16 protein-coding genes are annotated in these 25239 nt (G+C 64.8%); 2 read left to right on the top strand and 14 right to left on the bottom strand.

The features are described 5' to 3' along the window. Positions 1–46 precede the first annotated feature (46 nt). The 4 genes from API01S_RS24175 to API01S_RS24160 all read right to left on the bottom strand — a co-directional run bounded on the left by API01S_RS24175 (position 47) and on the right by API01S_RS24160 (position 15065). On the bottom strand, positions 47–12745 hold the full coding sequence (locus API01S_RS24175) for a filamentous haemagglutinin family protein (protein WP_061306358.1): 12699 nt from the start codon (positions 12743–12745) through the stop codon (positions 47–49). A gap of 112 nt (positions 12746–12857) precedes the next feature. Then, on the bottom strand, positions 12858–13814 hold the full coding sequence (locus API01S_RS24170; RefSeq protein ID WP_254598619.1) for a FecR family protein: 957 nt from the start codon (positions 13812–13814) through the stop codon (positions 12858–12860). Between the two features lie 2 nt (positions 13815–13816). After that, on the bottom strand, positions 13817–14395 hold the full coding sequence (locus API01S_RS24165; protein ID WP_006220816.1) for an RNA polymerase sigma factor: 579 nt from the start codon (positions 14393–14395) through the stop codon (positions 13817–13819). Next, positions 14385–15065 (bottom strand): secretin and TonB N-terminal domain-containing protein, encoded by a 681-nt coding sequence (locus tag API01S_RS24160; protein ID WP_254598620.1) that lies wholly within the window; start codon positions 15063–15065, stop codon positions 14385–14387. Before API01S_RS24160 ends, API01S_RS24165 begins: the two co-directional genes overlap by 11 nt. 227 nt (positions 15066–15292) lie before the next feature. Between API01S_RS24160 and API01S_RS24155 the strand changes: the two genes are divergently transcribed. After that, positions 15293–15679, top strand: coding sequence for a hypothetical protein (locus tag API01S_RS24155; protein ID WP_061306355.1), 387 nt, complete (start codon positions 15293–15295; stop codon positions 15677–15679). Between the two features lie 46 nt (positions 15680–15725). Here the strand turns inward: API01S_RS24155 and API01S_RS24150 are convergent, their stop codons facing one another. The 4 genes from API01S_RS24150 to API01S_RS24135 all read right to left on the bottom strand — a co-directional run bounded on the left by API01S_RS24150 (position 15726) and on the right by API01S_RS24135 (position 18644). Further along, complete coding sequence (locus API01S_RS24150) at positions 15726–16091, bottom strand: cupin domain-containing protein (RefSeq protein WP_039883436.1); 366 nt, start codon at positions 16089–16091, stop codon at positions 15726–15728. Between the two features lie 37 nt (positions 16092–16128). After that, positions 16129–16683, bottom strand: a complete 555-nt coding sequence (locus API01S_RS24145) for a helix-turn-helix domain-containing protein (RefSeq protein ID WP_006220820.1) — start codon at positions 16681–16683, stop codon at positions 16129–16131. Positions 16684–16769: 86 nt separating this feature from the next. Continuing rightward, the gene (locus tag API01S_RS24140) at positions 16770–17552 is read right to left on the bottom strand and encodes an aldolase (protein WP_061306354.1); all 783 of its coding nucleotides are present in this window, start codon (positions 17550–17552) and stop codon (positions 16770–16772) included. A gap of 129 nt (positions 17553–17681) precedes the next feature. Then, on the bottom strand, positions 17682–18644 hold the full coding sequence (locus tag API01S_RS24135) for a Bug family tripartite tricarboxylate transporter substrate binding protein (RefSeq protein ID WP_061306353.1): 963 nt from the start codon (positions 18642–18644) through the stop codon (positions 17682–17684). Positions 18645–19318: 674 nt separating this feature from the next. On the opposite strand from API01S_RS24135, the gene API01S_RS24130 reads away from it, so the two are divergent. Next, positions 19319–19576, top strand: coding sequence for a hypothetical protein (locus API01S_RS24130; RefSeq protein ID WP_156487175.1), 258 nt, complete (start codon positions 19319–19321; stop codon positions 19574–19576). A 204-nt stretch (positions 19577–19780) separates the two neighbouring features. Here API01S_RS24130 and API01S_RS24125 read toward each other — a convergent pair whose 3' ends face one another. The 6 genes from API01S_RS24125 to API01S_RS24100 form a co-directional block, all read right to left on the bottom strand. Beyond that, positions 19781–20197 (bottom strand): RHS repeat domain-containing protein, encoded by a 417-nt coding sequence (locus API01S_RS24125; protein WP_061306351.1) that lies wholly within the window; start codon positions 20195–20197, stop codon positions 19781–19783. 378 nt (positions 20198–20575) lie between these two features. Continuing rightward, a complete protein-coding gene (locus tag API01S_RS24120) occupies positions 20576–20887 on the bottom strand; it encodes a hypothetical protein (RefSeq protein WP_061306350.1) in 312 nt (103 codons plus the stop codon). A gap of 71 nt (positions 20888–20958) precedes the next feature. Next, a complete protein-coding gene (locus API01S_RS24115; RefSeq protein WP_156487174.1) occupies positions 20959–21153 on the bottom strand; it encodes a hypothetical protein in 195 nt (64 codons plus the stop codon). A 90-nt stretch (positions 21154–21243) separates the two neighbouring features. Next, positions 21244–21894 (bottom strand): RHS repeat domain-containing protein, encoded by a 651-nt coding sequence (locus API01S_RS24110; RefSeq protein WP_061306348.1) that lies wholly within the window; start codon positions 21892–21894, stop codon positions 21244–21246. Between the two features lie 9 nt (positions 21895–21903). Beyond that, complete coding sequence (locus API01S_RS24105) at positions 21904–22416, bottom strand: hypothetical protein (protein ID WP_156487173.1); 513 nt, start codon at positions 22414–22416, stop codon at positions 21904–21906. A gap of 735 nt (positions 22417–23151) precedes the next feature. Then, positions 23152–25197 carry a tetratricopeptide repeat protein gene (locus tag API01S_RS24100; protein ID WP_254598621.1) on the bottom strand — a complete coding sequence of 682 codons (2046 nt, stop codon included), beginning with the start codon at positions 25195–25197 and terminating at the stop codon, positions 23152–23154. Between the last annotated feature and the right edge of the window lie 42 nt (positions 25198–25239).

The raw sequence follows: 25239 nt of genomic DNA, 5'->3' as shown, positions 1-25239 counted from the left end.
GGCGAGCGCAGCGGCGGACGTCGCCCGCCCCTGCGCGCCGCCGCGATCACATCGTCAGCCTGCTTTTTTCCTCCGCGCTCAGGCCCCCGGTTTCGCTGGCGTTCAGTGCCCCGGCGCCCAGCACTTGCACGGCGCTGGCGGCGTCGTACTTGGGCAGCGCCGCCGCCGAGCCCGCAGGCGCGGCGGCCGGTGCAGCGCCCGCCACCGGCTCGTCGCCATATCCCAGGATCTGCACGTTGATGACCGAAGGCTGGTTTTGACGCGCCTCGTTCTGTGCGCGCTGCGCCGAAGCTTCCGCCGCGTTGACGGCCGAAGTGGCCGCCGCGCTGGCCGATGACAGGGCGCCGGCATTGACGGACGCCGCGACCGGCACGCCCACGCTGTCTCCCTGGGCCTGGATGTTGGCGGCGTTCACCACCTGCAAGGCCGCGATGTTGACGTTGCCCGACACACGGATGCCGGCCTCGCCCGCGTCGATGGTGCCCAACGGGGCGTAGAGGTCCACGTCGCCCGCGGGCACCTCCGGCAAGGGCGCCAGCGTCGCGATGCCCGCGCCGGTGCTGGGCGCGTTGGGCGACAGGGTCACGTTGCCGACCGCGTCGTAGACACGCTTGGGCGGCGAATACAGCACGGTGGTCTTGGACCCCCGGCCGGCGTTGATGTCGCCTTCGGCCGACCAGGCGGTGATGTCGCCGCCAAAGGTCGTCATGACGCGGCTCTGCCCCAGCAGGATGCTGCCGCGTGCATACAGCTGGATGTTGCCCTCGCCCTGCGTGATGATGCCGGCCGTGGCGGGCGGCGCCACGCCTTCCACGCCGAACACCTGCTGCCCGCCGGGCGTCATCAGCTGAATGTCGCCGCCAAAGGTGCTGCGTATGCCCGCCGCGCCGTACAAGGTGATGTCGCCTGCGTAAGCGCCTGGCGTCGCGTCGGAAAACAACGCGGCGATGGCCTGGCGGCCGCGCAGATAGCTGCCATTGCGAGGGCTGGTCTTGTCGTTGTATTCGCGGCCACCGGCGCGCAGCTCGGCAAAATAAACCTGGCGGGCGAAGATGCGCTGCTGTTCGGCAGGCAGCGCCGCGAACACGGCGCGTGCGTCGTCCGTGCTGCCGGCAAAGCCGTAGCGCTGGGTCAACCACAACAGCAGCTCGGCCTCGTAGGTCTTGAACGGCAAGCCCTGGTCCACAAGCGGGCGGCCGGGGTCGGCCGCTTTGGCCGGGTCCAGATAGCGAGCGATGAAGCCCGCGTAATCCGGACCCTTGGGGCCCACGCCCGCCTGAATGGCAATCGATGCGCCCAGGCGTGAATCGCCCGGCAGCACCGCGCCCAGACTGGTGATGGACGCGCGGTCCGCCATCAGCACGTTGCGGCCCGCCGACACGTCCAGCACGCCGGGGCCGGCCACCTGGAACGAGCTGTACAGAATGTCGCGCCCGGCCGAGACCCGCGATACGTCCAGCGGATCGCGGTGCAGGAACAGATTGCCGGTGGACGTCACGGACGTGCCGCTCGCGCCGAAGTTCATGCCATTGGTCGTCGGCACGTCGGTCTTGACGCCCGTGTCGGTGCCGGAGGCCACGATGTCGCGGCCCGCCATCATCCAGACCGGACCCGACGCTTCGTACCACGACTGCCCGGTGTTCGGCCCCTGCACGACGGACAGCAGCTCGCCCGTGCGCAGCCCGACGATGTCGCCATCGCGGGCGTAGAAGCGCGTGACGGCGTTGGAGCCCGCCTCGCCTGCCGTCGGCGCATTGAAGTAGAACAGGGGGAAATGGGTGTAGCGGTCGCCGGCGATGCCGTCCACACCCTTGTTGCCCAGCGCCGCATTGGAGTTGGCCTCGGACAGGTAGCCCGCAAAGGCCGGCGACAGCACGTTCGCCACGCTCGACGGATCCGCGCCCGAACGGTTGATGGCGTATCCGCCCGCGTAAATCGAATCGCCCGCCAGCATTTCCAATTGGCCATGCATGCCCGGCGCCAAGGTCAGCGAGTACGGCAGGCCCGTCTGCTCGCTGTTCAGATAGCCCGCCGACAGGCCCGCATAAATGCTGCCGTCATAGGCGGTGGCGCGCAGGATCGACGGATACAGATAGCGTCCATCCGACGCGGACGTATTGCGCCGGGTTTGCAGGCTCAGGCCCTGCGCGCTATGCGAGGTCTGCCGGCTGGGCGTCAGGTTGCCGCCCGCGCTGGACAGTTCGATGGCGGTGTTCTCCGTCCACATCGAAAACCAGCTGTAGCCGCCGCCCGTGCGCAAGGTTCCGTCGGTCATGCGGTACGGCGTGCTGTTGGGCAACGCGACCCGGCCGGGGTCGCTGGCCCCGCCCACGACCAGATCGCCGCGCGTATCCACGCGCATGACCGAGTCGCCAGGAATCAGCACCAGTCCGCCCGTGGCGCTGGCCATCGTCGAGACGTAGGGGTCGTAGCCACGGCTGTCCTTGGCGTCCTGCTGGGTCGTCTGGTTGCCGTACTGCAAATCCAGTCCGCCGACTGCGCCGCCAGACAGCCCCGCATGGCCGCGCAGGTTGATCAGCGCGCCTTGCAGGTCCAGCGCGGGGTCGCCGTAGTACGGCGTGGATCCCGCCGTGGAAGACACCAGGCCGCGCGCGTTCTGCGTCGGGTTCAGGCCGCCCCCGACGCGCATGTCGATATCGCCGCCGCCCGTCAGCGTGATGCTGCCGTCGGCCGCGACGCGCCCGCTGCTGCCCACCGCCACGATCAGGCCCTGGCTGCGCGGGTTGCTCAGGGACCCGCGCGACTCGATGTTGCCCGCGTCACCGTCCACGCGCAGGCTGACGTTGCCGCCGCCCAACGCGCCAAAGCCCGTGAAGCCCACCAGCAGCGGCGTGTTGTCCTTGAATTCCCCGGGCGCCTTGACGTAGCTGCCGAAGTTGATCCACCACGCGGTCGGCGTATCGCCGCCGTTGGCGCTGCCGGATCCTTGGCGCCACAACCAGTTGCCGATGCCCACGCTGGGATCGATCACGCGCGCATCGTAGGTGGCGCCGCGCGTCTGGCCCCATACGTCGCCGCGCAACGCGCCGCCCGTGTACAGGCCCAGGTTGCCGCCTTCTTCCGGATACCAGGCCTGATACCCGGCGCCCGCCGTGACGAAGGGTTCGTAGGTGGTGGAATGCGCATCGCCCAGCACCGTCGCTTCGTAGCGGCCACGCGGCAACTGGTAGGCGGCCGCCACGTCGGTGGACTGCGTTCCCGCCGTGTAGACGCCGTAGGCCGACATCAGGCTGATGTCGCCGCCCGCCGCCAGATCCAGATCGCCGGTACCGGTGCGCAGCACGCTGAAATTCTGGGTATGCGCGGTAACCGTCGTCGACGATTTATTCTCGTAGCACTGCTCCGTCGACAGCTCACAGAGCCCAAGATCGGCCTCCGCCACGGGCGATCCGGCCGGGTGCCCGAACCAGTTGTCCGGACCCCAGGCCCAACGAGGCGGCGGCATGCACAGCCCTTCGACGACGTCGCACAACCAGAGCAGATCGTCCGGCACCTTGGTGTAGGGATCAAAGCCCGACGGCTCGGCCTCCGGCCCCCAGACCAGGCCGGCGCCGGCCGTCAACGTGGCGTTGTAATGGCTGTCCGCCAGATTCAGCTTGCCCGCGCCAGGCCCGGGCAGCACGCGCAGCGGGTCCGCCGCGCCCAGGTCCGCGCCGGCCACCAGCCGCAGCGACCAGGACTGGCTGCCGGCCGGCAACATCTGCGCCAGCGCCCAATTGCGCCGTTGGTCCGCCGCCGTGCCGGGCCGCAGCTCGACATAGTCCACGCCTTCCGGAAACACCAGCTTGGCCTGCGACGGAATCAACGCGCCCTGCTTGAGCGTGATCGCGCCCGCCATCAGCAGCACGTTGGGCTCATAGGCCTGCGTGGTGTGCAGATTGGGCAGCGCCACGTTGGCCGGCCAGGTGAAGGCCTGCATCGCCGTGCCCGCGGTCAGCAGCGTGCCCGCGCCCAGGCGCGTGCCCACCGGCAGATCGACCGCCTGCTTGAGTATGCTGCCAGCCGCGTACAGCAACTGGCCTGCTGAGTCGCGCACGTCGCCCGACAGCACCGTGCCCGCCGCGATCGACAGCGGCTGGTTCAGCGCGGCTTCGACGGGCAGGCGCGTGCCAGCGGCCAGCGTGGTCGCCTGCAAGGGCAGCGCGTAGTTCAACGTCTTGCCACCGGGAAACTCGGTGCCCGCGACCAGCTCGACGCCGCCGCGCGGCAAGACCACGTCGCCGCCGAACGGTTGCGCGCCGGGTACGAGAATCCAGCCATGCTCATCGTCGGGCGTGGCGGACGGCGGCGCGAAGCCATCGTTGATGCTGCCGTAAACGTCCAGGTTGCCCTTGGCGCGCAGGGTCAGCGCGCCGGCCTCGCCGGAGCCATAGGCCGAGGTCATCGGCGAACGCGGATTGAGGCTGGCATAGCGATACCGCGACAGGTCCAGATCGCCCTGCACCACCAGATCGCCATCGGCCGTGCTGCTGACGATCTCGACGCCCGGCCGCAGGTGGAACACGTCGCGGTAGGCGGCGTTGTTCAAGCCGGCCAGCTTGGCGTTCAGCAGATTGCCGTTGGCCAACGCATTGCGGATGAAGGTCGTGCTGTCGCTGTGCAGAGTGTCCAGGTAGGCCTGGTCGATGATCTGATAGCCCCGCCCGCTGGCCCGGTCCGCCGGATCGCCGGGGCGCGCATCGTCGTAGCGTTGCGTCGCCACCAGCGAAATGGATTTGGCGCCCTCGATCGTGAGCGGCCCGCGCGCGTCGATGGCGATATCGCCGTGAGTCGCCGCCGCGCCGCCGTTGATGCCGGTGTTGCCGGCCGCGTCGATGCGCGGCGCCAGCAGGTCCAGCGTGCCGCGCGCCATGCCATCGTGCTGGCCTGCGCCCATGCCGGGCGTGGCCGCCGTGCCATGGCGCAGGTCGATGCGCGCGCCCCCAGCCAGCGTCAGCACGCCGCTGCCGGCATTCAGTTCAATCACCGCGCGGTTGGGCGCGTCGATGATCTTGCCGTAGCTGTCCACTCGCAACACGGAGCCATGCGCGTCCAGTACGGCGTTGGACGCCAGCGTCAGCCCGTCGCGCGCCGCCATGCGGATGCGCCCCACGCGTTCGCCGCTGCCATCCACCACGCCGGCCACGGTCAGGCTGCCGCCGTCGATCGACAGGTTGATGTCGTTGGCGCGCAGCGCGTTGCCCAGCGTCAGGCTGCCCTGTTTGAACTGGAAGCTGCGCGCGCCAAAGACGCCGCCCTCGTTCAGCCGTTGGTTCAATGCGTCAAAGTCAGCGCTCAACGAGCCGGCCGCGCCCAGATGCTGGGCGCGCACGTCGATGCTGCCGGCGCGATACGGCACGGCCGTGCCGCCCGCATCGTAATGGCCCGTGCTTGCCCCAAGAATGCGGCCTTGCAGATCGACCACGCCGGCTGACGACGCCAACGCGTCGGCCCGCAACGTGCCCGCGTTGTTCTGTTGCGCCGACAGGTCGATCACCGCCCCGCCCTCTTGCCGGATGTTGCCCTGGCTGCTTTCCAGGATCACGTCGCCGCCCCAGCTGTAGCGCATCACGTCGTTGAATGCGACGGCGCGGCCGGCCACGTCGATCTGCGACGCCCCGGTCAGCACGACGCCATCCCGGCCTTGCACCGTAAGCTTGCCGCTGGGCAGCACGATCCTGCCATCCACTTGCACGGTGGCGCCGGACAGGCCGACCTCCGCGCCCAGGTCCTGCACCGGTGCCGTGATCGCGCCAGGCAGCGCCGCCAGGCGCAGGTTGCCGCCCGCCAGCATCCGGTTGACGGAACCCGAACCGCCCGTCAGCAAAGGCGTATTCAGATTCAAGTCTCCGCCGCTATAGGCATAGCGGCCGGTGGCGCTGTCGAACGCGCCTTGCGATTCATAGACAGAGAGGCTGCCGCGATGGTTGGCGGTGATCCGGTCGCTGGCGTTCAGGTTGACGCTGGCAAAGCCCAGCGCCAGCCGCGCATTGTCTTCCTGCCCGTTCGGCTGCGCCCCCTGGGCGTAGCCGAATTCAATGCGTTCGGCATCGATGCGCAGCACGCCCTTGCCCGTGCCCGCGCCGCCCGCGACCACCGCGCCCGGCGCTTGCGTGGCGCCGTTCCACACCAGGTTCTGGGTGCGGATGCCGGCCTCGTCGCCCGCCTGGCCGTACCCATAGATGGCGGGGGTGCCCAGCGCCAAGGTGGCCAGGCTGTATTTGCCGGCCACCGGATCGCGCGTGTCCAGCGCCACGGTGCCGTAGAAGTTCATCGAGTCGCGCGCGGTCAGCGTCAGGACTTCCAGCGCGGGCGCGCCCGTGCTGGTGTCGCCCCGCAACAGACGCCCCAGGATGTCCTGGTTCAGCGTCAGGCCGGCGGGCAGCAGGCCCTGCGTCGCGGCATGCTCCAGCGCTTGCGCCGTCCCAACGTTGACCGCGCCGACGGCCAGGGACAGGTTGCGCGTGCCGTAGCGCACCTGCTCGCCCAGATCGAACGCGCCATTGGTGGCGGCGGCGATGGTCCCTTCGGAATACAGGTTCGTCGATCCTGCGCAAGGCGCGGCGGCGCACGTCCCGATGCGGATGGCGCCCGTGCCCAGCGCGTTGGGCGCCAGCACGTCCAGGCGGCCATTGGAAACCGCCAGCAAGCCGGCGACGCCGGGCTGGAAGGCGTAGCCGCTGGTGGAATCCACGGACGGCGCGCCCCGGCCCAAGGTCGATATTCCCGCGCCGGCCTCAAGCTCGATCGTGCGCGCCGAAATCAACACTTCGGGCGCCATCAACTGTGCGCCCGCGCGCAGCACGACATTGTTGGCCGACGCCTGGAAGGTATAGAAGCGGCCGCCCTGCCCGTACCACACCACCGGCAACGCGCCGATGACCAGACGGCTGGCGCCCATCGCCGTCAAAGCGTCGGCCGCGACCGAGGCGCCCTCGAAGCCGGCCGTGGGCGATTGGCCCGTGCCCAGCAGTTCCACCGTCGAGCTGCCGCCGTTAAGCGCCACCGCCCCGCCGAAGCCGCCTTGCGCGGCCTTGAAGTTGGCCAGGCCTTCGAAGCTCAGGGCCTGCCCGTCTGTCGAGCCGGGATGCAGCGCCAGCCGCAAGGTGCGCGCGTCGGCCGGCAACATCGCGCGCGGCACGCCACGCGTCACGGCGTCGGCCGCCACAAAGCTCGCGTAGCTCATCTCGTTGTATTGCGACAGCGTGCGCAGCACGCTCGCCGGGGTCAGGATGACCGCGCTGGCCAGGCTGTTCGCCACCTGAGAGCCCGCCGTCGACAAGGTGCCGCTGGCGGCCCACGACCGGTTGCGCATCTGCATCGGCGTCACCGCCGCGCCCGCCGACGCCCCGCCGTTGATCTCGACCCGGAACGCGCCGGGCAAGAGGGCGTAGGTGGACGGCATCAAGGTATACGTGCCGGCCGCCAGGCCCGGTACGCCCGCGCCTATGGTGATCTGCTGGCCCAGGCCGGGCGTGGACGCGCCGGCCTCGCCGCCCACGGGCGCCACCGTCGCCTGTGCGCCCGGCACGATGGCGTAGACGGGGTTGCTGGCCAGGCCTGGCAACGTGAAGCCGCCATTGGGATTGATGCGCACCAGCGGCGAATAGCGCGCATCGGTGGAACCACCCCGGCCGGACACGAAGCCCGCGCCCGTCAACTCGCCGCCGCCCGACAGGTCGATGACCGAACCGGGCTGTGCGTCCACGTCCTGAAACGCCAAGGTGATGCCCGTGCGCAGCATGGCCTGGCCGTCCAGGCCCGTCGCGCCCCCCACGCCCACCAGCGACACGTCCGCGCCCTTGAATTTGTACGACACGCCATCAGTCGTGCCGCCATAAGGCATCAGCAATCCGTTGCCGCTGACGGACGTGACGCTGCCCGGCAACAGGCTCAGGCGCTGCGTGCCCATGCGTTCGCTCATCTCGCCCAGCACGATCGCGCCCAACGGCGCGCGGATCACGCCGCCCTGCTCGATGCTGGCGGCGGCCAGATGCAAGGAGCCGAACGCGGAATACGGGATCGCGGGCAACTCACCCGACGCGCCGTCGTGGCGGGCCACCGTCAAGCGGCGTTCAGGATCGAAGTACTGCGTGCCGTCCTCGCGGCGCGTGTAGCCCGCGCGCACTTCGGCTTCCGCGCCCGTGGCAGGATAGATCTGCGCGGCGCTCAAGGTCAGATCGCCGCGCGTCCACAAGCGCGTGCGTGGCTCGTTATCGTTCTGTGCCAGAAAGCGCAGGTCGCCCGCGCTGTCCAGCGTCACGCGGTCAAAGCCGGCACGCGCCACCGGCAGCGCGCCACCCTCGCTGCGGACGATGGCCCCCTGCGTGCCGAAGGAAAAGCTGTTGCCCACTTCCAGCAGTCTGCCCGCGTTCACCGTGAACGCGCCCTCGCCGACCTCGCGCGCGTCGCTGAACAGCACGCGTGGCCGCAGCACGCCATTGGAGGCCGCGTACTTGCCCAAGCCAGACAAGCGCACATACGAAGACGCCAGGTTCACGCGAGTCTGCGCGTCAGCGTCCGGCGCCAGCGAATACGCGCCGGCGTACAGACGCAGGCTCTGCGCCGTCCGCACGTCAACATCGCCATCAAAGGACATCAGGCCGTTGGACAGCAGCCCCAGGTGGTCGAAGCCCCCGCCCGCCAACAGGCGAGCGGTATCCAGGCGGGTCTGGCCATCGCGCAGCGCTGCGGCGGCTTGCCCCGGCTTCAGATCGGCATCCAGCGCATCGCCGGCACGGCCCGCTCCGAGGACCAGTTCGCGCGGAACCTGCACGTCGATGCCGGCGACGTTTTCGCCCCAGGTGCGATACAAGGGCGTTTCCAGCGCGATGTCCAGCGTGCCGCCCGACGCGTTGGCGCCACCGGCCCGTGCGATGAACGTGCCATCCAGATGCAGGCCGTTGTACGAGCTGAGCGAGATGCGGCCGCCATCGCGGTTAAGCATTACCGGACCCACGCCATTCACATCCACCAGCGCGCTCGCGCCGGACGCGTTCAGCACCGCGCCGGGGCGCACGATGACGTAGGCGTCGGCCGACGTCGCCGAGGCGCGATCGTGGTCGATCTCGCCACCAATCACGATGGAGCCGCCCGCGTCCGCCACGCCGTAGCGGCGGCCTTGCGCATCCACGCCGGTTTCCGCGCGGCCCGCCACATCCAGCACCGCTTGCTCGCCTATCCAGATGGACCGGTTGTGCACCTGGCCATCGGCGGTTTCCAAGGACTCGGCCACGTCCAGCGCGCCCATGCGCAGCTGGCGGATATCGATCTTGCCGCCCGCCGCCGTCAGCGCGCCCGACACCGTGATCTGCCCGGCGCCACGCAACTGGATGGTCTGGCCAGGATCCACATTGATCTGCGCGCCCCGGCCGATATTCAGTTCGACATTGGTGTCGGCGCCGGCCGGCGCCACGCTGCGGCCGCTTTGCAGCAGCAGGCTTGCGCCGCGCCGCAGCGTCGCCGTCCCCGCCACGGGATCATGCTGATAGAGCGGCGGCAACCACTGGTCCAGCGCCGCTGCCGGGTCGGTGCCGGTCGCCAAGCTCGCCGCGCCCGCAATCGGACGATAGACCGGCATCAGCACGTCGATGCGCGCGTCCTCGGCCACGGTCAGGCCTTGGTTGCCGGTGATCTCGTAGCGTGAATAGCCCTGCTGGAAGAACGGCGCGGCAAGCGTCAGCACGGTGTCGTCTTGGCCCACCGCTGCAAGCGTCGAGGCCACGGCCGGCACGCTGGTCGATGCCTCCCCCAGCGCAATTTTTCCCGCGACGAGCGTCAGCGTTCCCCCACCCTCCACGCCGTAGCCGCGCAGCTGCGCGCCCAGGGTGACCGCGCCCACGGAGCCGTCGCTTGCGGCCACCGCGTCGATCGTCGTGTTGCCGCCCTTGCCGCCCGTCACTTTGTTCTTGGGGCGCAGCACAGCGCCCGAGCTGACGTCGATCACACTGCCCTCTGCCAGCGCGATATCGCCGGTGCCGCGCACCGAGACCGAGCCGCCGTTCAAATACGGCATGCTGGCCGTCAGCTCGGGCGACAAGGCCAGGTTCGTCCACATGCCTCGGGCGTCCAGCCGGGCGCGCTCGCTCAAGGTCACGGACGGTTGCTCGGCGACGCCCGCAATGCTGTCCATCGCACCCGCCGCCGTGATCTGGTTCAGCACATTGCCCAGGCGGATGCTGCCCGCGCGCGCGGTCAGCGTGGCGTCCACCGACACCTTGTTGGCGAACAAGGTGATGTCGCCGGCCGGCCCGACCTGCACATCCGATTGCACCGTGATGTCCTGCGCCGCGATTCTGATCGCGCCCAACCCCGCGCGATTCAACTGCGCGGCGTCCAGGTGCAGGCTACCCGCGCGGTCCTCGGGCAACGCCGTGTCCAGCTCCAGGCCGGCCGCGATGGCCGCCACCTGATCCGACAACATCACGTGCTGGATCGTGCCATCCGACAAGCCCAGCGCGTAGTCCAACGCGCCCGTGCGCTTGATGTAATACGGCGTATACGTGCCGACCACCAACTGCGCGCCCCGCGCCGCCGCCCGCTGCGACTGCTGATAACCATCCAGCCCGGCCTGCGGGGCAGCGGTCTGACGCTCGCCTTGGTACGAGAGCCCGACCAATTCACCTTCCAGCACCGCGCTCTTCGTGCCGACCACCAGCCGGCCCGCGTCGCGGCCCACGGTGTAGCCGCTTTCGAAACGCTCCTTCGGCGCGATCAGCGGGTTGTAGTAATACTGCGTCTGACCCCAGCGTTCGTGCACGGCCTCGTAGCCTTTGTACAGGCCGGTGTAGGCCAGGTCGCCCGGCGCGCGCGACACTTCGTACAGCCGGCCGTCCACGCCGCGCAGCCAGGTCTGCTGGATCTTGCCGTCCTGCACATCCAGCGTGCCGCCCGACACGTTGATCTGCGAACCCGCGCGCGTGACCACGTCGCCGCCCGTGAACTCGACGTTGCCGCCTTGCGCCATCCACTCGTTGACCGCGTGGCCCTGCGTGCCCAGGTAGCCGCTGACTTCCAACAAGCCGCCCGCCGTGTACCAGCGGTCGTTGGCATAGCCGTTGGTGCCGGCCTTCACCAGCACCAGTTCGCGCGCGTCCACCCAGATATCGTTGCTGTTCAGTTTGCCGCTGTCGCGGTTGATCGGCGCATCGCGCTGTTCATTGCCCTGGACGTTGATCTTGACGCTGTTGTTCTCCATCGCCACCGGCACGCCTACCGCGCCCGCGACGTCCAGGATGGCGCCATCGCGCAGCAGCGTGCGCTGCGCGGCCTGCACGGCGATCTGGCCGCCCGTTGCCAAGGTGATCGAACCGGACGCGAAATCCACCGTACCCGAGCTGGCGATCTCCACGCGCGACAGCTCGCGCCGATCCGCGCCCGCCGCCACTACCGTGGTGTCGGAAGCCGGCGTGACCGGCACGCGCAAACCGTCGCGCTGGCTGTCCAGCGCGAGCGCGCCGCTGCGATCGAGCAGGATCGCCGTTGTGCTCGATTCGGCCAGCGTGATCTTGCCGCCGTCGCCCACCGCATTCAGATGGACCGTGCCGCGCGTATCGACGGACGTGCTGGACAGCACCACGCCGTTCTGAACGACGTCGCCACCGGTCATCGTGACGTCGCCCACGGCGGCCTGGATCAGACCCGTGTTGACGACCCGCCCCGGCGTGCCGGTCAGGGACACCTCATTGCCCTTGGTCGTAGACACCAGATTGCCCGACGTGCCCTGTCCGCGCTTGATCACGAAGTGGTCGCCCGCCGCCAGCGCAGCCTGCCCCGACGGCGTATCGATGGTGCCCGCGTTCGTCGCTTCCTTGCCCAGCAGCAGCACATAGCCGCCACCCGCCGTAGACGTGGTCGGCGCGGCGGTGCCGATCAATGCGCCGGCCTGCACCTCGATATTGCCGCGCGCGTCCTGGAAGGTCGGCTGCGCGCCGTTGTCCGCGTACAGGCCCTTGTCACGAAACTGCGCGTCCGTGATCGTGGCGGCGGCGGCCACCAGATTGCGCGCATTCACCTGGCTGGTGCCGGAGAAGATCACGCCGTTCTGGTTCACGACCATCACCGTGCCATCAGCTTTGATCGCCCCCTGGATCTGGCTGGGCTTGGCCGCCGCGCCCACCACCCGGTTCAGCACCGCGTCGTCCGCGCCCTGCTTGAATTGCAGCGTCGTGTTGCGTCCGACGTTGAAGGTGTCCCAGTTCAGGATCGCGCGCGACTGCGTCTGCTCGATCGTGACAAGCTGGCGTCCTTTGTCCACGCTGGACGTCGCGGCCTTGGCGCCTTCCCATTTGGCCTGATCGCCCGTTGCCGCCCACAGGCCGCCTTCGACCAGCCCGTCCGGCGTATCGCCAGCGGCTGCCATCGCGGCGGCGCGTGCCGCGGCCTGCGCCGCTTGCTGCGCGGCGACGGCAGCGGCCGTGCGGTTCAGGTTATCGAGCGAGCGCTGCAACTGTTGACGCGATTGCGCCTGTTGGCGCGCGCCTGCGCCGATGCCGGCCAGACTGCCGTCGGGCATGCGGCCGGTGCGTTGCGCGGTCGATTGCACCGCGTTCTTGTCTGAGAACCATCCGGGGCTGAAAGCGCGTTGCTGCGCCTGGGCCGCGCTGCTTGCGCTGCCGGCAATCAGCAATGCGGTGACGGCCTGCGACAGCGGCGTAGGACGCCAATTCGGGCGCCTGTGCCCCGGCACGCGCCCAATGTTCCGCTTGCCACCCGTATCCGCCATCCGTGCCTGCATGATCGCCATCCCTTGTTCCAATCGCGCGTGTTCGTCACCTAGAACAAGACAGACGGATAGAAAAATGCAGACCGGAACGCTGTCACAAATAATTCATCCAGACAGGCGCTTTGCGACGCACTTATGACAACAACACCACGCCTGCCGGCAGATGTGTCACGCGGGCGCCATACGCATCCCTGATCAAGCGCTCGGCATCGGCCACCTGCGCCAACGAAAATCGCGCTTGCACCAGGCGCTTGCCCAATTGCTCGTTCATCAGCACCAGACGGCCCCGGCGATAGCGGTTCAGTTCGTCCACCACCTGCGCCAGCGGCTGCTGGTTGAACACCAGCCAGCCCTGGCGCCAGGCCGTCACGACGGCCGTGTCCACGGCGACGGGCGGGATCACGCGCGCATCGTCATAGCGCAGTTCGCGGTTGGCGGCCACGTCGAACACGCCTTGGCCATGCACGAGCCGCAGCGCGCCCGACAGGCAGCACAGCCGCGCCTGCCCGTCGATGTAGCGCAGATTGAACGTGGCATTCTTGGCGCTGATGCGGCCGCTGCCCGCCACCACGATCGCGGGCGTGGCGCCGCTGCGTATCTCGGCCTCGCCTTCGGCCAGCTCGATCACCGCACCGTTGGCGTCGCGGCCCACGTTGATGCGCGTCAACGTATTCATGTCCACGTCCAGCCCCTGCACCGGCGACACGCGCCGCTGCTCGCCAGCCGCCGTGCGGTAATCCGCGCCCAGCGCATCGACGCTGGGCCATAGACCCAGCGGTGGCTTGAACGCCAGATACGCCGCCGACGCCGCCAGCGCGCCGCCAAGAAACGCGCGGCGTCCGGTGAAGACCGGCTTGGACGCGCGGCGGCTTGCGCGCTCGGCATGCACCTGCTGGATGGCCGGGCCCATGCCTTGCCACAGCTGCTTCTGCGCGGAGAACGCGGCCTGATGGCGGCTGTCCGCCCGCAGCCAATCACGAAACCGCTGCGCGTCCTGTTCGGTGGCGCGGCCAGAGGTCAGCGCCAGCAACCAGGCCTGCGCCTGCCGCGTGGCGGCATCTTCATTCTTGTTCCTTGCGGGCATGCTCATCGTCAACGCCATGGTGTGTCGTCCCGGCGCGCATCGCGAGAGGCGGCGCTCGTTCCGTTGCCGCTTGCCTGGCCGGCCGCGAGCAGTTCTTGTGCGCAATGGTCCAGCGCCCGCTTCAGTTCCTTGGACACGATGCGTTCCGACACGCCGTAGCGCCGCGCGATTTCCGCATGCGGCAACTCATGCACGCGCGCCGCCAGCACCATCTGCTGCGTGCGCTCGGGCAGCTTTTGCAGTGCACGCTGAAACGCGTCGATCTGGTTGCGGCCCTGCGCGATGCGCGCCGGGTCTGCGGCCTCGTCGGCCAAGTGGATCAGTTCGCTGATCTCGACCCCGGTCAGCAGCCGCGAATCCCGTCGCCGCTGGTCTTCCGCAATGTTCAACGCCACGCGAAACAGATAGGCCGCGGGCTGCTGGATCGACGAGCTGGCGGGCAAGTCATTCACCTTCAGAAAGGCTTCCTGCATGGCGTCGTGCGCCAGGTCGTCGGAGCCCAGGCGGCGGCGCAGCTGATTGCGAAAGTCGTTGTAGCGTTCCAGGAACAACGCCCGCAACGATCCGTCCGGCTTGTTATCCCGCACTGCCGGCTCCCCCGTCAGCGTTGCATTGCGCCGTGCTGCGTGGCGTCAACAACACGGTCAGCGGTTGCGACGTACCCGCCGGCAACGGGCCGATCACCACGCCTTGCAGTGCGGACTCAAGGCGACGGTCCAGAGCCGCCTGCCCCGTGGTCGACACCCAGCCCACGCGACTGACGCGCCAGGCCTTGTCGAACCACAACTGCACCAATGCGCGATAGTTCCCCGGCTGCGTGGACGCCGCCGAGCACAGGGCACGCTTGAGCGCCGTCTGCACCACGGCGGCATAGGGCGTGTCGCGCAAACGTTTGCCCGAAACCGCGCGGGCAGCGGCCGCATCGTCATCCTTGGCGACCAGCGTGAACGACTGCGCGCTGGCATAGCGAATCGCCAAGGGCGAATCCGCCAGCAGCTTGCGCAGCGCTTCGCTTGGCGTATAGGCGCCCACCACGGCGGGCGCGTGCCGACCGGCCGTCAAGCTGCTGTCCACCAGCACCGTCAGGCCGCTGGCCAGGCTGTACTCGACCAGCGCCTGCGCCAACGGCTGCGCCGCGATGGCAAAGTGCATGGGCTTGGCGGGCGGCGCGGCATGGCCGGTGGGCGCAAGCGCCAGCAGCCCCCAGGCGATACAGGCGCGCAAGGCTGCGCCGGGCCCCGTGAAGACGCCTTTCATATCCGTGACCGCAAGGGAAAAACGCCTGACATGGCCGCAACAGAGGACGCCGTAAGCGCCCGCGCCTGGAAAAGCCGCCATGCTAGAGGCGTCGAATGACGCATTCGTGACACTTGCCGCGCGTTCGCCGCGCAAGCGCCACGCAACCGTCACCTATGCGGGGGTGGCGATCTTTATACTTTTTGCGTTGCGCGGCCACGCCTGGCCACGCTGTTCAAGGAGCGCGCATGCGCGGGGTGTTCCGGGCCGCTGGCCTGTTGCTGTGGTCGGCGGCGATGCTGCCCGTCATGTCGGATGTTGCCGCGCAGGCCCTCGGGACCGACGCGCCGGTCGCGCCATCGCCATCCCAAGCGGCGCAAACCGCGCCGGCGCCGGCGCGCCCCGGCGGCGCGTGCATCGACACCGAGGTCAATGGCTACCGGGCCTTGTCCTACGATTGCCTGAACCAGAAGATGGCGCCCGACGTGCGGCCCCGCCCGCCCACCGTGCTGGAGTCCGAGGCCATCACGCAACGCCCGCCCAACCAGATGGGTCTGCCCACGCCGGCCACCATCGGCAACCGCATGGGCAATACGTTTGGCACGTCCGCCTACCCGCAGCGGCCTCAGCCTTAGCGCGCGGGTGTTTTGCCAGAACGCATGATGGACGTCGTGCCCGTCTTCATGCCGTCCGGCTGATGAAATAGATCTTCTTGACGAACTGATCCACTTCCCAGCGGCCGGTATACCCCTCGGGCATGACGAAGGCGGCGCCCACGGTCAGCTCGTGCACGGTGCCGTCCGGATCGACCAGGCGCGCCGAGCCTTCGACGATGGTGCCGAATTCGATATAGCCCGTCGTGTTGGACTGGAACACGCCTGCGGTGCTTTCCCACACGCCGGCTTCGGCCTTGCCGGCATTGCCTTCGAAGGCGGTAACGGTCTGGAAGGCGGCATCGCCCGAGATCGGGCGGCGCGGCTTGCCGGGCACCGGGTTCTTCATCGGGCCGGCATCGATGCGGACGAGCCGCGATTGGTCGTGTTTCATGGGCTGCCTGTCTTGTGGGATCTTGTGTTGTTTGTGGTCAATGCGCCGCGACCACCAGCACTTCAGCCATCGCCCGGCTGACGGTGCGCATGCGATGCGGCAATTCGGAATCGAAATAGACGGAATCGCCGGTTTCCAGACGGAACTGGCGTTCGCCCACCTGCACCTCGATGGCGCCCTTGAGCACCAGCAGGAATTCTTCGCCGGGATGCGGGAACACGGCCGCCGCATCCGGAAAGTCGCGCGGCGGATGCACCACGAAAGGCTCCATCGCCTTGATCTTGCGGTGTCCGGCCAGCGATTCGTAATGGTATTGCGAGCCGGGCCCGCCGCGTTGCAGCGCCTCGCGATCCGCCACGCGCACCACGCTGACCACTTCGTCCTGGGCGGCGTCGTCCGCGCCCACCAATTGCGACACGCCCACGCCATACGCTTCGGCCAGGCGCAACACCGTCGAGATCGACGGTTCGCTCAAGCCGCGCTCGAGTTTGGACAGATAGCTTTTGGTCAGCCCGGTGCGCTGCGCAAGCTGCTCCAGGGAAAGCGCTTGCTGGCGGCGCAGGGTGCGTAGACGGGGCGGCAGGTCGTTCATGGACAGGGCGGTGAAAATCCGACCGGTAAGAATGCCCGAAACCGACGCCGCCGTCGAGCGGGGGCACCCCCCCGCCTGTTCCCCGCTTAGGACAACACGTCCGGATGCGCCCGCAACGCGCGGCGCGCGTAATAAGAAAAGCCCACCTGCGAACGCTTGGGCGTCAGGATCCAGTCGTGCGCCTCGCGGCCCAGCGCGGGGGGGATGGGCTGGATCTTGCCGGCCGACATGGCCAACAGCTGCATGCGAGCCGCGCGTTCAAACTGCAACGCCAGCACGCAAGCCTCCTCCACCGAACCCGCCGCGATCAGCATGCCGTGGTGCGACAGCAGAATTGCGCGCTTGTCGCCCAGCGCGGCCGAGATGATCTCGCCTTCCTCATTGCCGACCGGCACGCCCGGCCAGTCCTTCAGAAACGCCACATCGTCGTACAGCGTGCAGTTGTCCATGTGAGACACCTCCAGCGGCACCTCCAGCATCGACAGCGACGCGACATGCAAGGGGTGCGTGTGGATGATGCAGTTCACATCGGGCCGCGCGCGATAGATCCAAGAATGAAAGCGATTGGCCGGATTCGGCATGCCGCCGCCTTCTTGCACGCGCAGGTCTTCGTCCACGACCAACAGGTTGCTGGCCGTGATTTCATCGAACCCCAGGCCCAAGCGCTGCGTGTAGTAACGCCCCGCTTCCGGCGTGCGCGCAGTGATCTGCCCGGCCAACCCGGAATCATGACCGCCATCGAACAGGATGCGGCACGTCAGCGCCAGCCGTTCGCGCAGGGTCCATTGCGGCGTATCGAACTGGCGCTGCATCTCGGCCTGCGCGCGCGCGATCAGTTCGTCTTTTCCCAGGTGCATCGTATCGCTCATCTTGTCTCCGTCATGCCGTCCGTCCTGGACAGCGTCTATGCCGTCCGCGCGCGTGAGCGCGACGGACGGCGGTGAGGGTTGAAAGGGTGCATCGATCATCGGGCGGCTCCATGCGGACCGCCCCCGTCCTCAATCCATCTTGATATCGGCGCGCTTCACGATGTCGGTCCACTTGGACTTCTCGGCCGCGATAAACCGCTGATATTCCTCTGCCGACCCCGTGTACAGCTGCGTACCCTGAGCCGCGAGCCGGTCCTTCAATTCCTTGGACGCCAGCGTCTTCTGCAACGCCGCGTTCAACGCCGCCAGCACCTCGGGCGGCGTGCCCGCCGGCGCCAGCAACGCATTCCACGAACTGATCTGCAAACCGGCGTCGCCGACTTCCGCACTGGCGGGCACGGCCTGCGCTGATACCAATCGCTTGTCCGACGCCACCGCCAACGCGCGCAGCTTGCCCGAAGCCACGTGCGGCATGATGATCGGGCTGGCGTCCATCACCACGTCGACCTGCTCACCGATGGCGGCATTGACCGCTTCGCTGCCGCTCTTGAACGGCACATGAACGATATCCACGCCCGCCGTCAGCTTCAACAGCTCCAGGCCCAGGTGCGGCGAACTGGCATTGCCCGCCGAACCAAAATTCAGCCGACCGGGATTGGCGCGCGCATAGGCGACGAAGGCCTCGAAATTCGCGGCAGGCAAGCCCGCCCGCGTCGCCAGCACGAACGGCGATCCCGACACCATCCCCACCGGCGCGAACGCGTTGGCGTCGTAGCTGAGTTTGCGATAGATCAGCGGGTTCACGATCTGCGTGCCCACGGTGCCCATGAAAATCGTGTAGCCATCTGCCGGCGCACTGGCCGCCAACTGCGCGGCGATCACACCACCCGCGCCGGGCCGGTTTTCAATGACGACGCCCTGCCCCAACGCGTCCCCCATGCCCTTGCCCACCTGCCGCGCCACGATATCGGTGATGCCGCCCGCCCCAAAAGGCACCACCAGGCGGATCGGCCGCTCGGGATACGCCGCCTGCGCGTTGCCCGCAACAACGAACGCCGCCGCCAGCGCAGCCATCTTGCTCAAAAGTTTCATGCTCTTCCCCTGGAATGCGGTCTCGCCGCTCTAATGACACAAAGTGTCCTATAGAACATTGATTTTCCGCAAGAGGAATTTGAATTGGGGGAATCCCGAGCGGAGGGAAGAAAGTTCGCCTTTTGCGTTGAAGTTCGCCTTTTGGCTTTGGTGGGCAACACCTGCCATTGTGCGGAGATCTTCTTCTATTCCTCGCCGATAAACGGTCTGCAGGTCAAGGAATGGCGAACTTAGCAACAAACGCAATTGAATTGGTTCGACGGTCTAAGCCCCAAGATATGGGAGATGCCAGTACGGGCTTTGCGGAGGAGACACGGACGTCTCGAGACACTCGGCTGTGAGTTGGGAATTGTCAGAGTTGGAAGCGTCGTGCTTTGTATTGGCGACATCGGGGCGCTTGTTGCCAGTGGCGGCTTTCGGCTGTGGATTCAAGCGGACAGTCACCAACGCCGCATTTTTTGACATACTCGCCGCACCACCTGTATGTCGGCGGCTCATTCTGAGAAGATGTTTGATGCTGCCAGGGTTCCGTCGGTAATCCGCCAGGAGTACTGGAATTCTTATGAGCGAATGAAGGAGGCCTTGTCAAAATGAGTAGTGAAAGACGTGTTCTTAGTCAGCAAGAAATAGAGGACGAATGGCCGAGCTTCGTCCAAGTTGCGGCACGAGTGTCGATGGACATCGACGACGTTCCCCAAGGTCTCAGAGTACTTGTTCCATACGCTGTCTTCTGGGGGGTAACGGATGACTGGATTCGGGAGGATGTCTTTAGTAAAACTCCTCAGTCGGTAAAGGAAAACCTGAAATGGGTTATCTCCGAGTTTGACGACGAGCTCGATTCCTGGCTTGCAGGTCCGGAAGCTGAAGAATTGGATCCCTCTGATGCGTACCTAGCATTCTCTGCTATGCGTATGGGAGTGGACTCGATCTGAACTAACTCGGACTTTCAAACTGAATCAGTCTCGCTTTCGTAGACACCTTCAATCCTCAAGTAGATGCTCTCGAAGCCGCTGCATGGCCGCCCCCTTCTGGCTGGTTTTTGACTGAGCTGACCGGCTGGAATGGGCCGAAAGCAATCATTCGTCAGTGGGCTTCTTCGATCCCTTGCTATCCTTACTGCTTCTGACCGTTAACTCCTAATTGCTTACTGCCCGTCCCAGCGCGTCATACGCCATGATGTTGTTCTGGTAGACGCCTCCACCTTGGGCGGTGCGCTCGCGCACCTTGTTGCCCGCATGGTCGTAGGAATAGTCCGTGATCTGACCTATGGCGGCGTCATAGATGCGCGTGACCTGGCCCGCAGCGTCGTAGTTGTAGTTCAGGTTCTGGCCGCGCGTGTTCGTCTGGGTCAGAAGCTGGCGGGCATTGTCGTAGGTATAGAAGTACTTGGCGCCGCCAATGTCGGTGTGCGCCACCAGACGGCCGAAGTAGTCATAGGCCCAGGTCGACGCACTGCCGTTGCCGTCGGCCTCGAAGTTCTTGTTGCCGCGCAGGTCATAGCGGAAGTAAGTGGTGTCGCCCGCGCCTAACGTAGAGCTGGGCTTGTTGCCCAAGCTCGCCAACCTCAACGACCAGAAACTAAAAAGCCACGTCCCGAACGCCGCCTGACGCTGCGGACCGTCGGGCTGGCTCCCCATCCAGCCCGGCCCACCCGCCCGTCGAGCAGCACTCGTTTATCGGCGCGCAACCCGACATCGGCGGGGGGTATCAGGATGGGAGGCTACAGACGCGGCCCGCGTCATGCTGCAAGAAAAGGTGCGGCAAGTAGGAGGACGCGCCAGCGAATTTCACAGGGCGCAGCCAATGCGAAGCTTTGCAGCATGCAGCCAGAATATTAAGTCGCTCTATTGCCCACCGCATGTTCCGAGTTGACGCAGGGCATTCTGAAAAAACCGTCACTGCGGCAACTCCCTGAAAAATTCGCGTCGGGATTAGTCCATAGTGGAAAAATTAGTATCCACAAATTCGACTGCAAAATCATTTGGATCAACATCCAAGCCCATCTGCTGGGACTTCAAAACCCCAGCCTCCCATATCGCTCTAATTTTTCCAGACATTTCCGGCGCAAATCCCACTTGCGCGCTCACAATATCAATCCACGTCCCTTTCGCGCCAAATATTTCTGCCAACTTTGGCTCCATGGCCTTCAACAAATCACCCTGCTTTGCATCAAGGTGACCAATTGCATGCAACACATAACATTCGAGGAGCCGCAAAAGAGGTTTTCCCGCATATCGGTCCATGATCTTCCTTCATATATTGTCTGGATCAACGGACAATCCAGCGATGAACTCTTCAAAACTATCAGCCAATTTTACTGAAACCGGACCTTCATCATGTCGTTCATCATTTTTGCAAAATCCGGATTCGCTTTCATTGCATTATCAAGAGCAGCGTTCGCCCGATTAAAATGTATTTTTCTTCCTCTATCGAGGTCTTCATCAAGCAGCTGCATTTCAAAAGCTACGCTGTAGGCCTTGGGCTCGAATGCTGCCGAAGGGTTTGCCATCGGCCTCCCTGACGCAGGGGGCACAGCGTACCGCATGCCTCCAATTCTGGCCATATGCGACTCAACGGTCGTAGACAGCGTCTGGAACGATTAATGGTGTCGGACTGCAGTTTCGCAATTTCGCCGCGAAATCGCAGTCTGACACCATTGTTGGTTGCGCCACGTATCGGACGAATCCGCGTACTGGGTTTGCACCCGGGTCCGGTTGCCGTTGGCGTCGTAGTCGATGATCTGGCGCAGGTAGTTGTCCGAGACCTGCCGCAGCCGTCCCAGCGCGTCATACGCCATGATGTTGTTCTGGTAGACGCCTCCACCCTGCGCGGTGCGCTCGCGCACCTTGTTGCCCGCATGGTCGTAGGAATAGTCCTTGATCTGACCTATGGCGGCGTCATAGATGCGCGTGACCTGGCCCGCGGCGTCGTAGCTGTAGTTCAGGTTCTGGCCGCGCGTATTCGTCTGGGTCAGAAGCTGACGGGCATTGTCGTAGGTATAGAAGTACTTGGCGCCGCCAATGTCGGTGTGCGCCACCAGACGGCCGAAGTAGTCATAGGCCCAGGTCGACGCACTGCCGTTGCCGTCGGCCTCGAAGTTCTTGTTGCCGCGCGCGTCGTAGGCGGTGCGCAGTTCCGTGGACATTCCGGGATTGCGCACGCCTGTGACGTTGCCGCGCAGGTCATAGCGGAAGTAAGTGGTCTCGCCCGCGCCGTTGGTGGACTGACTCAGGCGACATACGAGCGCCAAGAGCAATTTCTACCCTTCTTGGAACTCCTCCTCAACTTTGGCGACCAGATTTTCCGCATCACGCAGCGGAAACTCTTCTCCCTTTTGCCGGAAAAATTCGAATGCCATCGCATTCGCGCCATGCAAAGAATCAATGATGAACTTTCTTAAATCACCACCATCAATGACTTTCTTTGGTACGGCAACTTTAACAACCACACCCTTGTTTTCTTTTGAATATTTCCCGTACTCCAAACCCTGAAAATCCACCTGAGCCAAGGATCCAGAAACAACAAACACCGCATTCACCCATGGCGTACTTATCGATTCAAGCCCGCCTCTGAAACCCTTAAGAATCTTGCTCGCGGCCATGATGGCTTGGTTAACTTCGCAGCCTTGAAGTTCTGGACCGTGATACACCGCACCAACTGAAATCATGGTTTCCTCCTGAATCGCCCCGGTTTTCGCGGAGCCTGCTTGGTTAAAGTAAAACAGCCTCACCGGCGTATGTGCCGAGTAGGTTGTAGTAGTTTTGCAGATCAAGGCAATCTTAGACAGGAGCCCCTTCGTATCGCTATCAGAATCTACTGCGCAAGTGGGGCGTTCAGCACTGCCGATTCAACCTTCGCACGTTTCATCCGTCCTCATGCCGCAGAGTTTGACATTGAGAGAATGACTGAGCTATTAGCTGGGATCGAAGGCAATAATCAAACCTACTGGCGTGGGCGTGCAAAAACGGATCATGCCTTACTCAAGTCGCGCGCAGATGAACTCGGAATTGGTCTTGCCCTTTAACCAAACTTTAGAGAATCGCTGCCGCAGTAGATGAGCCCCATTGAAGCCTCTTTGATCTAGTTTCTGCACATACTTTGGCTTGAAGTTAACTGTCGGCTTTCCTAAGCGCTGTCGACTGCTCCTGGCCGGCAGCGGCCGGTCACTAACGGCGGTTCACGGCCACTGCTCTTGCTGTGACTGGCGTCGTTGTGCCCCTGAATTCGTGCGGACAAAAGTCCGCGTCCACTCGAATGCACCTACGGACACCTTCAATGTCGACGTGGATGCATCCACCAGAGGGAAAGATCGGCACACCCCACGGGGAAATTCACGGCATATTTGTTTGATCGGGTGTCGGTCGCGTTGAACCGGTAGAATCTCGTGGAAAACGTAGGCCCTGCCTAGCTCACAGAAGAATCCATTCGGTCAACCACGCCGGATCTGATGAGGCATCGTCGACATTCCAGCCAGTAAGTTCCCGCAGCACGGGACGTCTAGCAAGCTTTAGCAGCATTGGCCTGTGGCAGGATCGCCAAACAACGGCGAAAGATCGCGCTTGAGAGTCGCGCTTAGCTCATGGTCGGGGAAACGCTCAATTGCAGCCGTCCAAACCTCCTCCGCCATCGCTCTATCACCACTGTTCCAGTGAGCGCCGCCAAGGTTGAACATAGCGAGGGCATATTCTGGGTCGAGGACAAGCGCCCTCTCGTATGCTTCGATTGCCTCTGGCCATCTACTAAGGTTGGACTGAGTAGCACCCAGTTGAAACCAGCTCAACGCATCCGGCTGAACGATAAGAGCCTGTTCCCGCAGCAGCGGCACGCTCTCATCGAAGCGCTTCAATTCATTGAGGGCCATCGCTAGGCAATAACCATAATCGCCACCCGCCAAGTCATATGCCTTGCGAAAGCAGCGCTCTGCCTCCACCCAGTCCTTGTCGTCCTGCGCCCAGTGGCCTAACTGGTCCCAGGCTAGAGCCGCGTGGTCCGCACCGATGTGTGTGATGTGCTGATCAAACTCTTCGCGATGTTCACGGTAAGTCTTCGCAACATCCTCCCCCTCACCGCGCAGATAAAACGTGGCCATGAGAAGTTCCCACTTACCGGCGGGGTCATCGGGGTTCGCCTTCACGTAGCGTTGCCAAAAAGGTAGAGCTTGGCGGGCGTTGTCTACATTCGCGCGGCCAAAGCTTGCAACCAGACGACCACACCAAGGCCAAATCCAACGGAGGCGGCCGGCCTGAGCCATCAACCCATTGATTTCTCGAAACGCCGCCCGGCCATCGCCAAGGTTGAAAAGGACATTGGCCCGCCATCCGGTAACCGTAGAAGTGCGGCCTTGCCTTTGTTCCGAAAAAACAACTTGGTCGAAGTGATGCAATGCGTCCGGGTACAGCCCCAGCTTGATATAGTAGATACCCAATGCGGTGTGGGCCTCCGCGAGGTTGGGACTCAACCGTATAGCTTCCCGATAGTGAGTTACCGCTCGCTCCATATCTCCCAGCAACGCGAGACTGGTGCCAAGGTTTTTATGAACCATGGCCGCGAGTTCGCGATTGGTCGTAAGCGCCGGATCAGCGAGTGCAGCTTCGAAAGCACACTTTGCTTCCTGCTCTCTACGTAGCGCATGGAAAGCATTGCCGATCGTGTAGTGCAGAGCACCTATCAGGTGACGATTTTCTGTGAGCCTTGCCTGGAAATGGCTGATAGCCTCCTCGATTCTCTCGGCGTGGAGGCTCAAGCCATCCATTCCGAGGTTAATCTCGGACATATAGCACATGCCCATTTCCTCACTATCTGTGCCCAGGACGGCCGCAAACTTTTCGAAGCCCGCGCTGATTGTCACGTCTGCGTCGCTCTCGTAGAGTTGCACCAACATCTTGCGTGCTAGAGCGAGGTCGGCGGGAACGAGAACGTCTGGTGGAGCCTCAAGAACGTGAGTGCACAGCTCCACATCGTGCACACGGGCTAGAGCGACGCGCCGGTCACGTGAGGACAGCGTCTCCGCAAGAGCGACGTCTGCCAGCTGGGTCAGACGCCCACTCGTCAACTCTTCGGCGAAGGCAACCGTCAACGACTGCTGGTTGGTCCAGTTCTTGCCGCCATGCTCATATTGACGAGTGATACTCTCCGCCGTGCGAACGCGTAAGGAATCTGTAGGCAGGTGATAGGCGACATACATGCTGCTGGCCTGCATCAGCAGATAGTTGAGATTAGTTCGACGCACTTCGACGTTGAACGATCCATCCGCCTTCAAAGCACTTTCAGTTCCCTTAAGTTGTACGTGGAGCCGGACATTCGTGGCCTGTCCGTTGGCCACAACCTCGATCTGGCAATCGGTGCCGTAATCCTTGCGGTCAGCCGCTTGCAGAATGAAGACTCCACTTTCGCTAAGGAGTCGCTGAAATGCCGCGATCGCTTTACCCTCGATCTCGTGATTCCGGTCGCGGCGCGGTAGATCGTCAAAGTGACTCATTAGCAGAACTTTGGGACATAATTCAATTTTGAATCTCGCGAGCGAGTCCAAGAACATGCGGGCAATAGCGTGCATGCCAGACTTTCAATTTTACTTGACAGTCGTTGGGATAAAATT

The organism is Achromobacter piechaudii NBRC 102461, from assembly GCF_001571245.1.
Classification (GTDB): domain Bacteria; phylum Pseudomonadota; class Gammaproteobacteria; order Burkholderiales; family Burkholderiaceae_B; genus Achromobacter; species Achromobacter piechaudii.
The sequence above is the reverse complement of the archived record's forward strand: the minus strand, read 5'-3'. Positions and strand labels throughout refer to the sequence as shown.

Coding starts and splice junctions, on each gene's coding strand:
- API01S_RS24115 (WP_156487174.1), bottom strand. CDS start 21,153: ATGGCAAACCCTTCGGCAGCATTCGAGCCCAAGGCCTACAGCGTAGCT.
- API01S_RS24135 (WP_061306353.1), bottom strand. CDS start 18,644: ATGAAACTTTTGAGCAAGATGGCTGCGCTGGCGGCGGCGTTCGTTGTT.
- API01S_RS24145 (WP_006220820.1), bottom strand. CDS start 16,683: ATGAACGACCTGCCGCCCCGTCTACGCACCCTGCGCCGCCAGCAAGCG.
- API01S_RS24175 (WP_061306358.1), bottom strand. CDS start 12,745: ATGGCGATCATGCAGGCACGGATGGCGGATACGGGTGGCAAGCGGAAC.
- API01S_RS24160 (WP_254598620.1), bottom strand. CDS start 15,065: ATGAAAGGCGTCTTCACGGGGCCCGGCGCAGCCTTGCGCGCCTGTATC.
- API01S_RS24120 (WP_061306350.1), bottom strand. CDS start 20,887: ATGGACCGATATGCGGGAAAACCTCTTTTGCGGCTCCTCGAATGTTAT.
- API01S_RS24100 (WP_254598621.1), bottom strand. CDS start 25,197: ATGCACGCTATTGCCCGCATGTTCTTGGACTCGCTCGCGAGATTCAAA.
- API01S_RS24155 (WP_061306355.1), top strand. CDS start 15,293: ATGCGCGGGGTGTTCCGGGCCGCTGGCCTGTTGCTGTGGTCGGCGGCG.
- API01S_RS24130 (WP_156487175.1), top strand. CDS start 19,319: ATGGACATCGACGACGTTCCCCAAGGTCTCAGAGTACTTGTTCCATAC.
- API01S_RS24150 (WP_039883436.1), bottom strand. CDS start 16,091: ATGAAACACGACCAATCGCGGCTCGTCCGCATCGATGCCGGCCCGATG.
- API01S_RS24170 (WP_254598619.1), bottom strand. CDS start 13,814: ATGAGCATGCCCGCAAGGAACAAGAATGAAGATGCCGCCACGCGGCAG.
- API01S_RS24140 (WP_061306354.1), bottom strand. CDS start 17,552: ATGAGCGATACGATGCACCTGGGAAAAGACGAACTGATCGCGCGCGCG.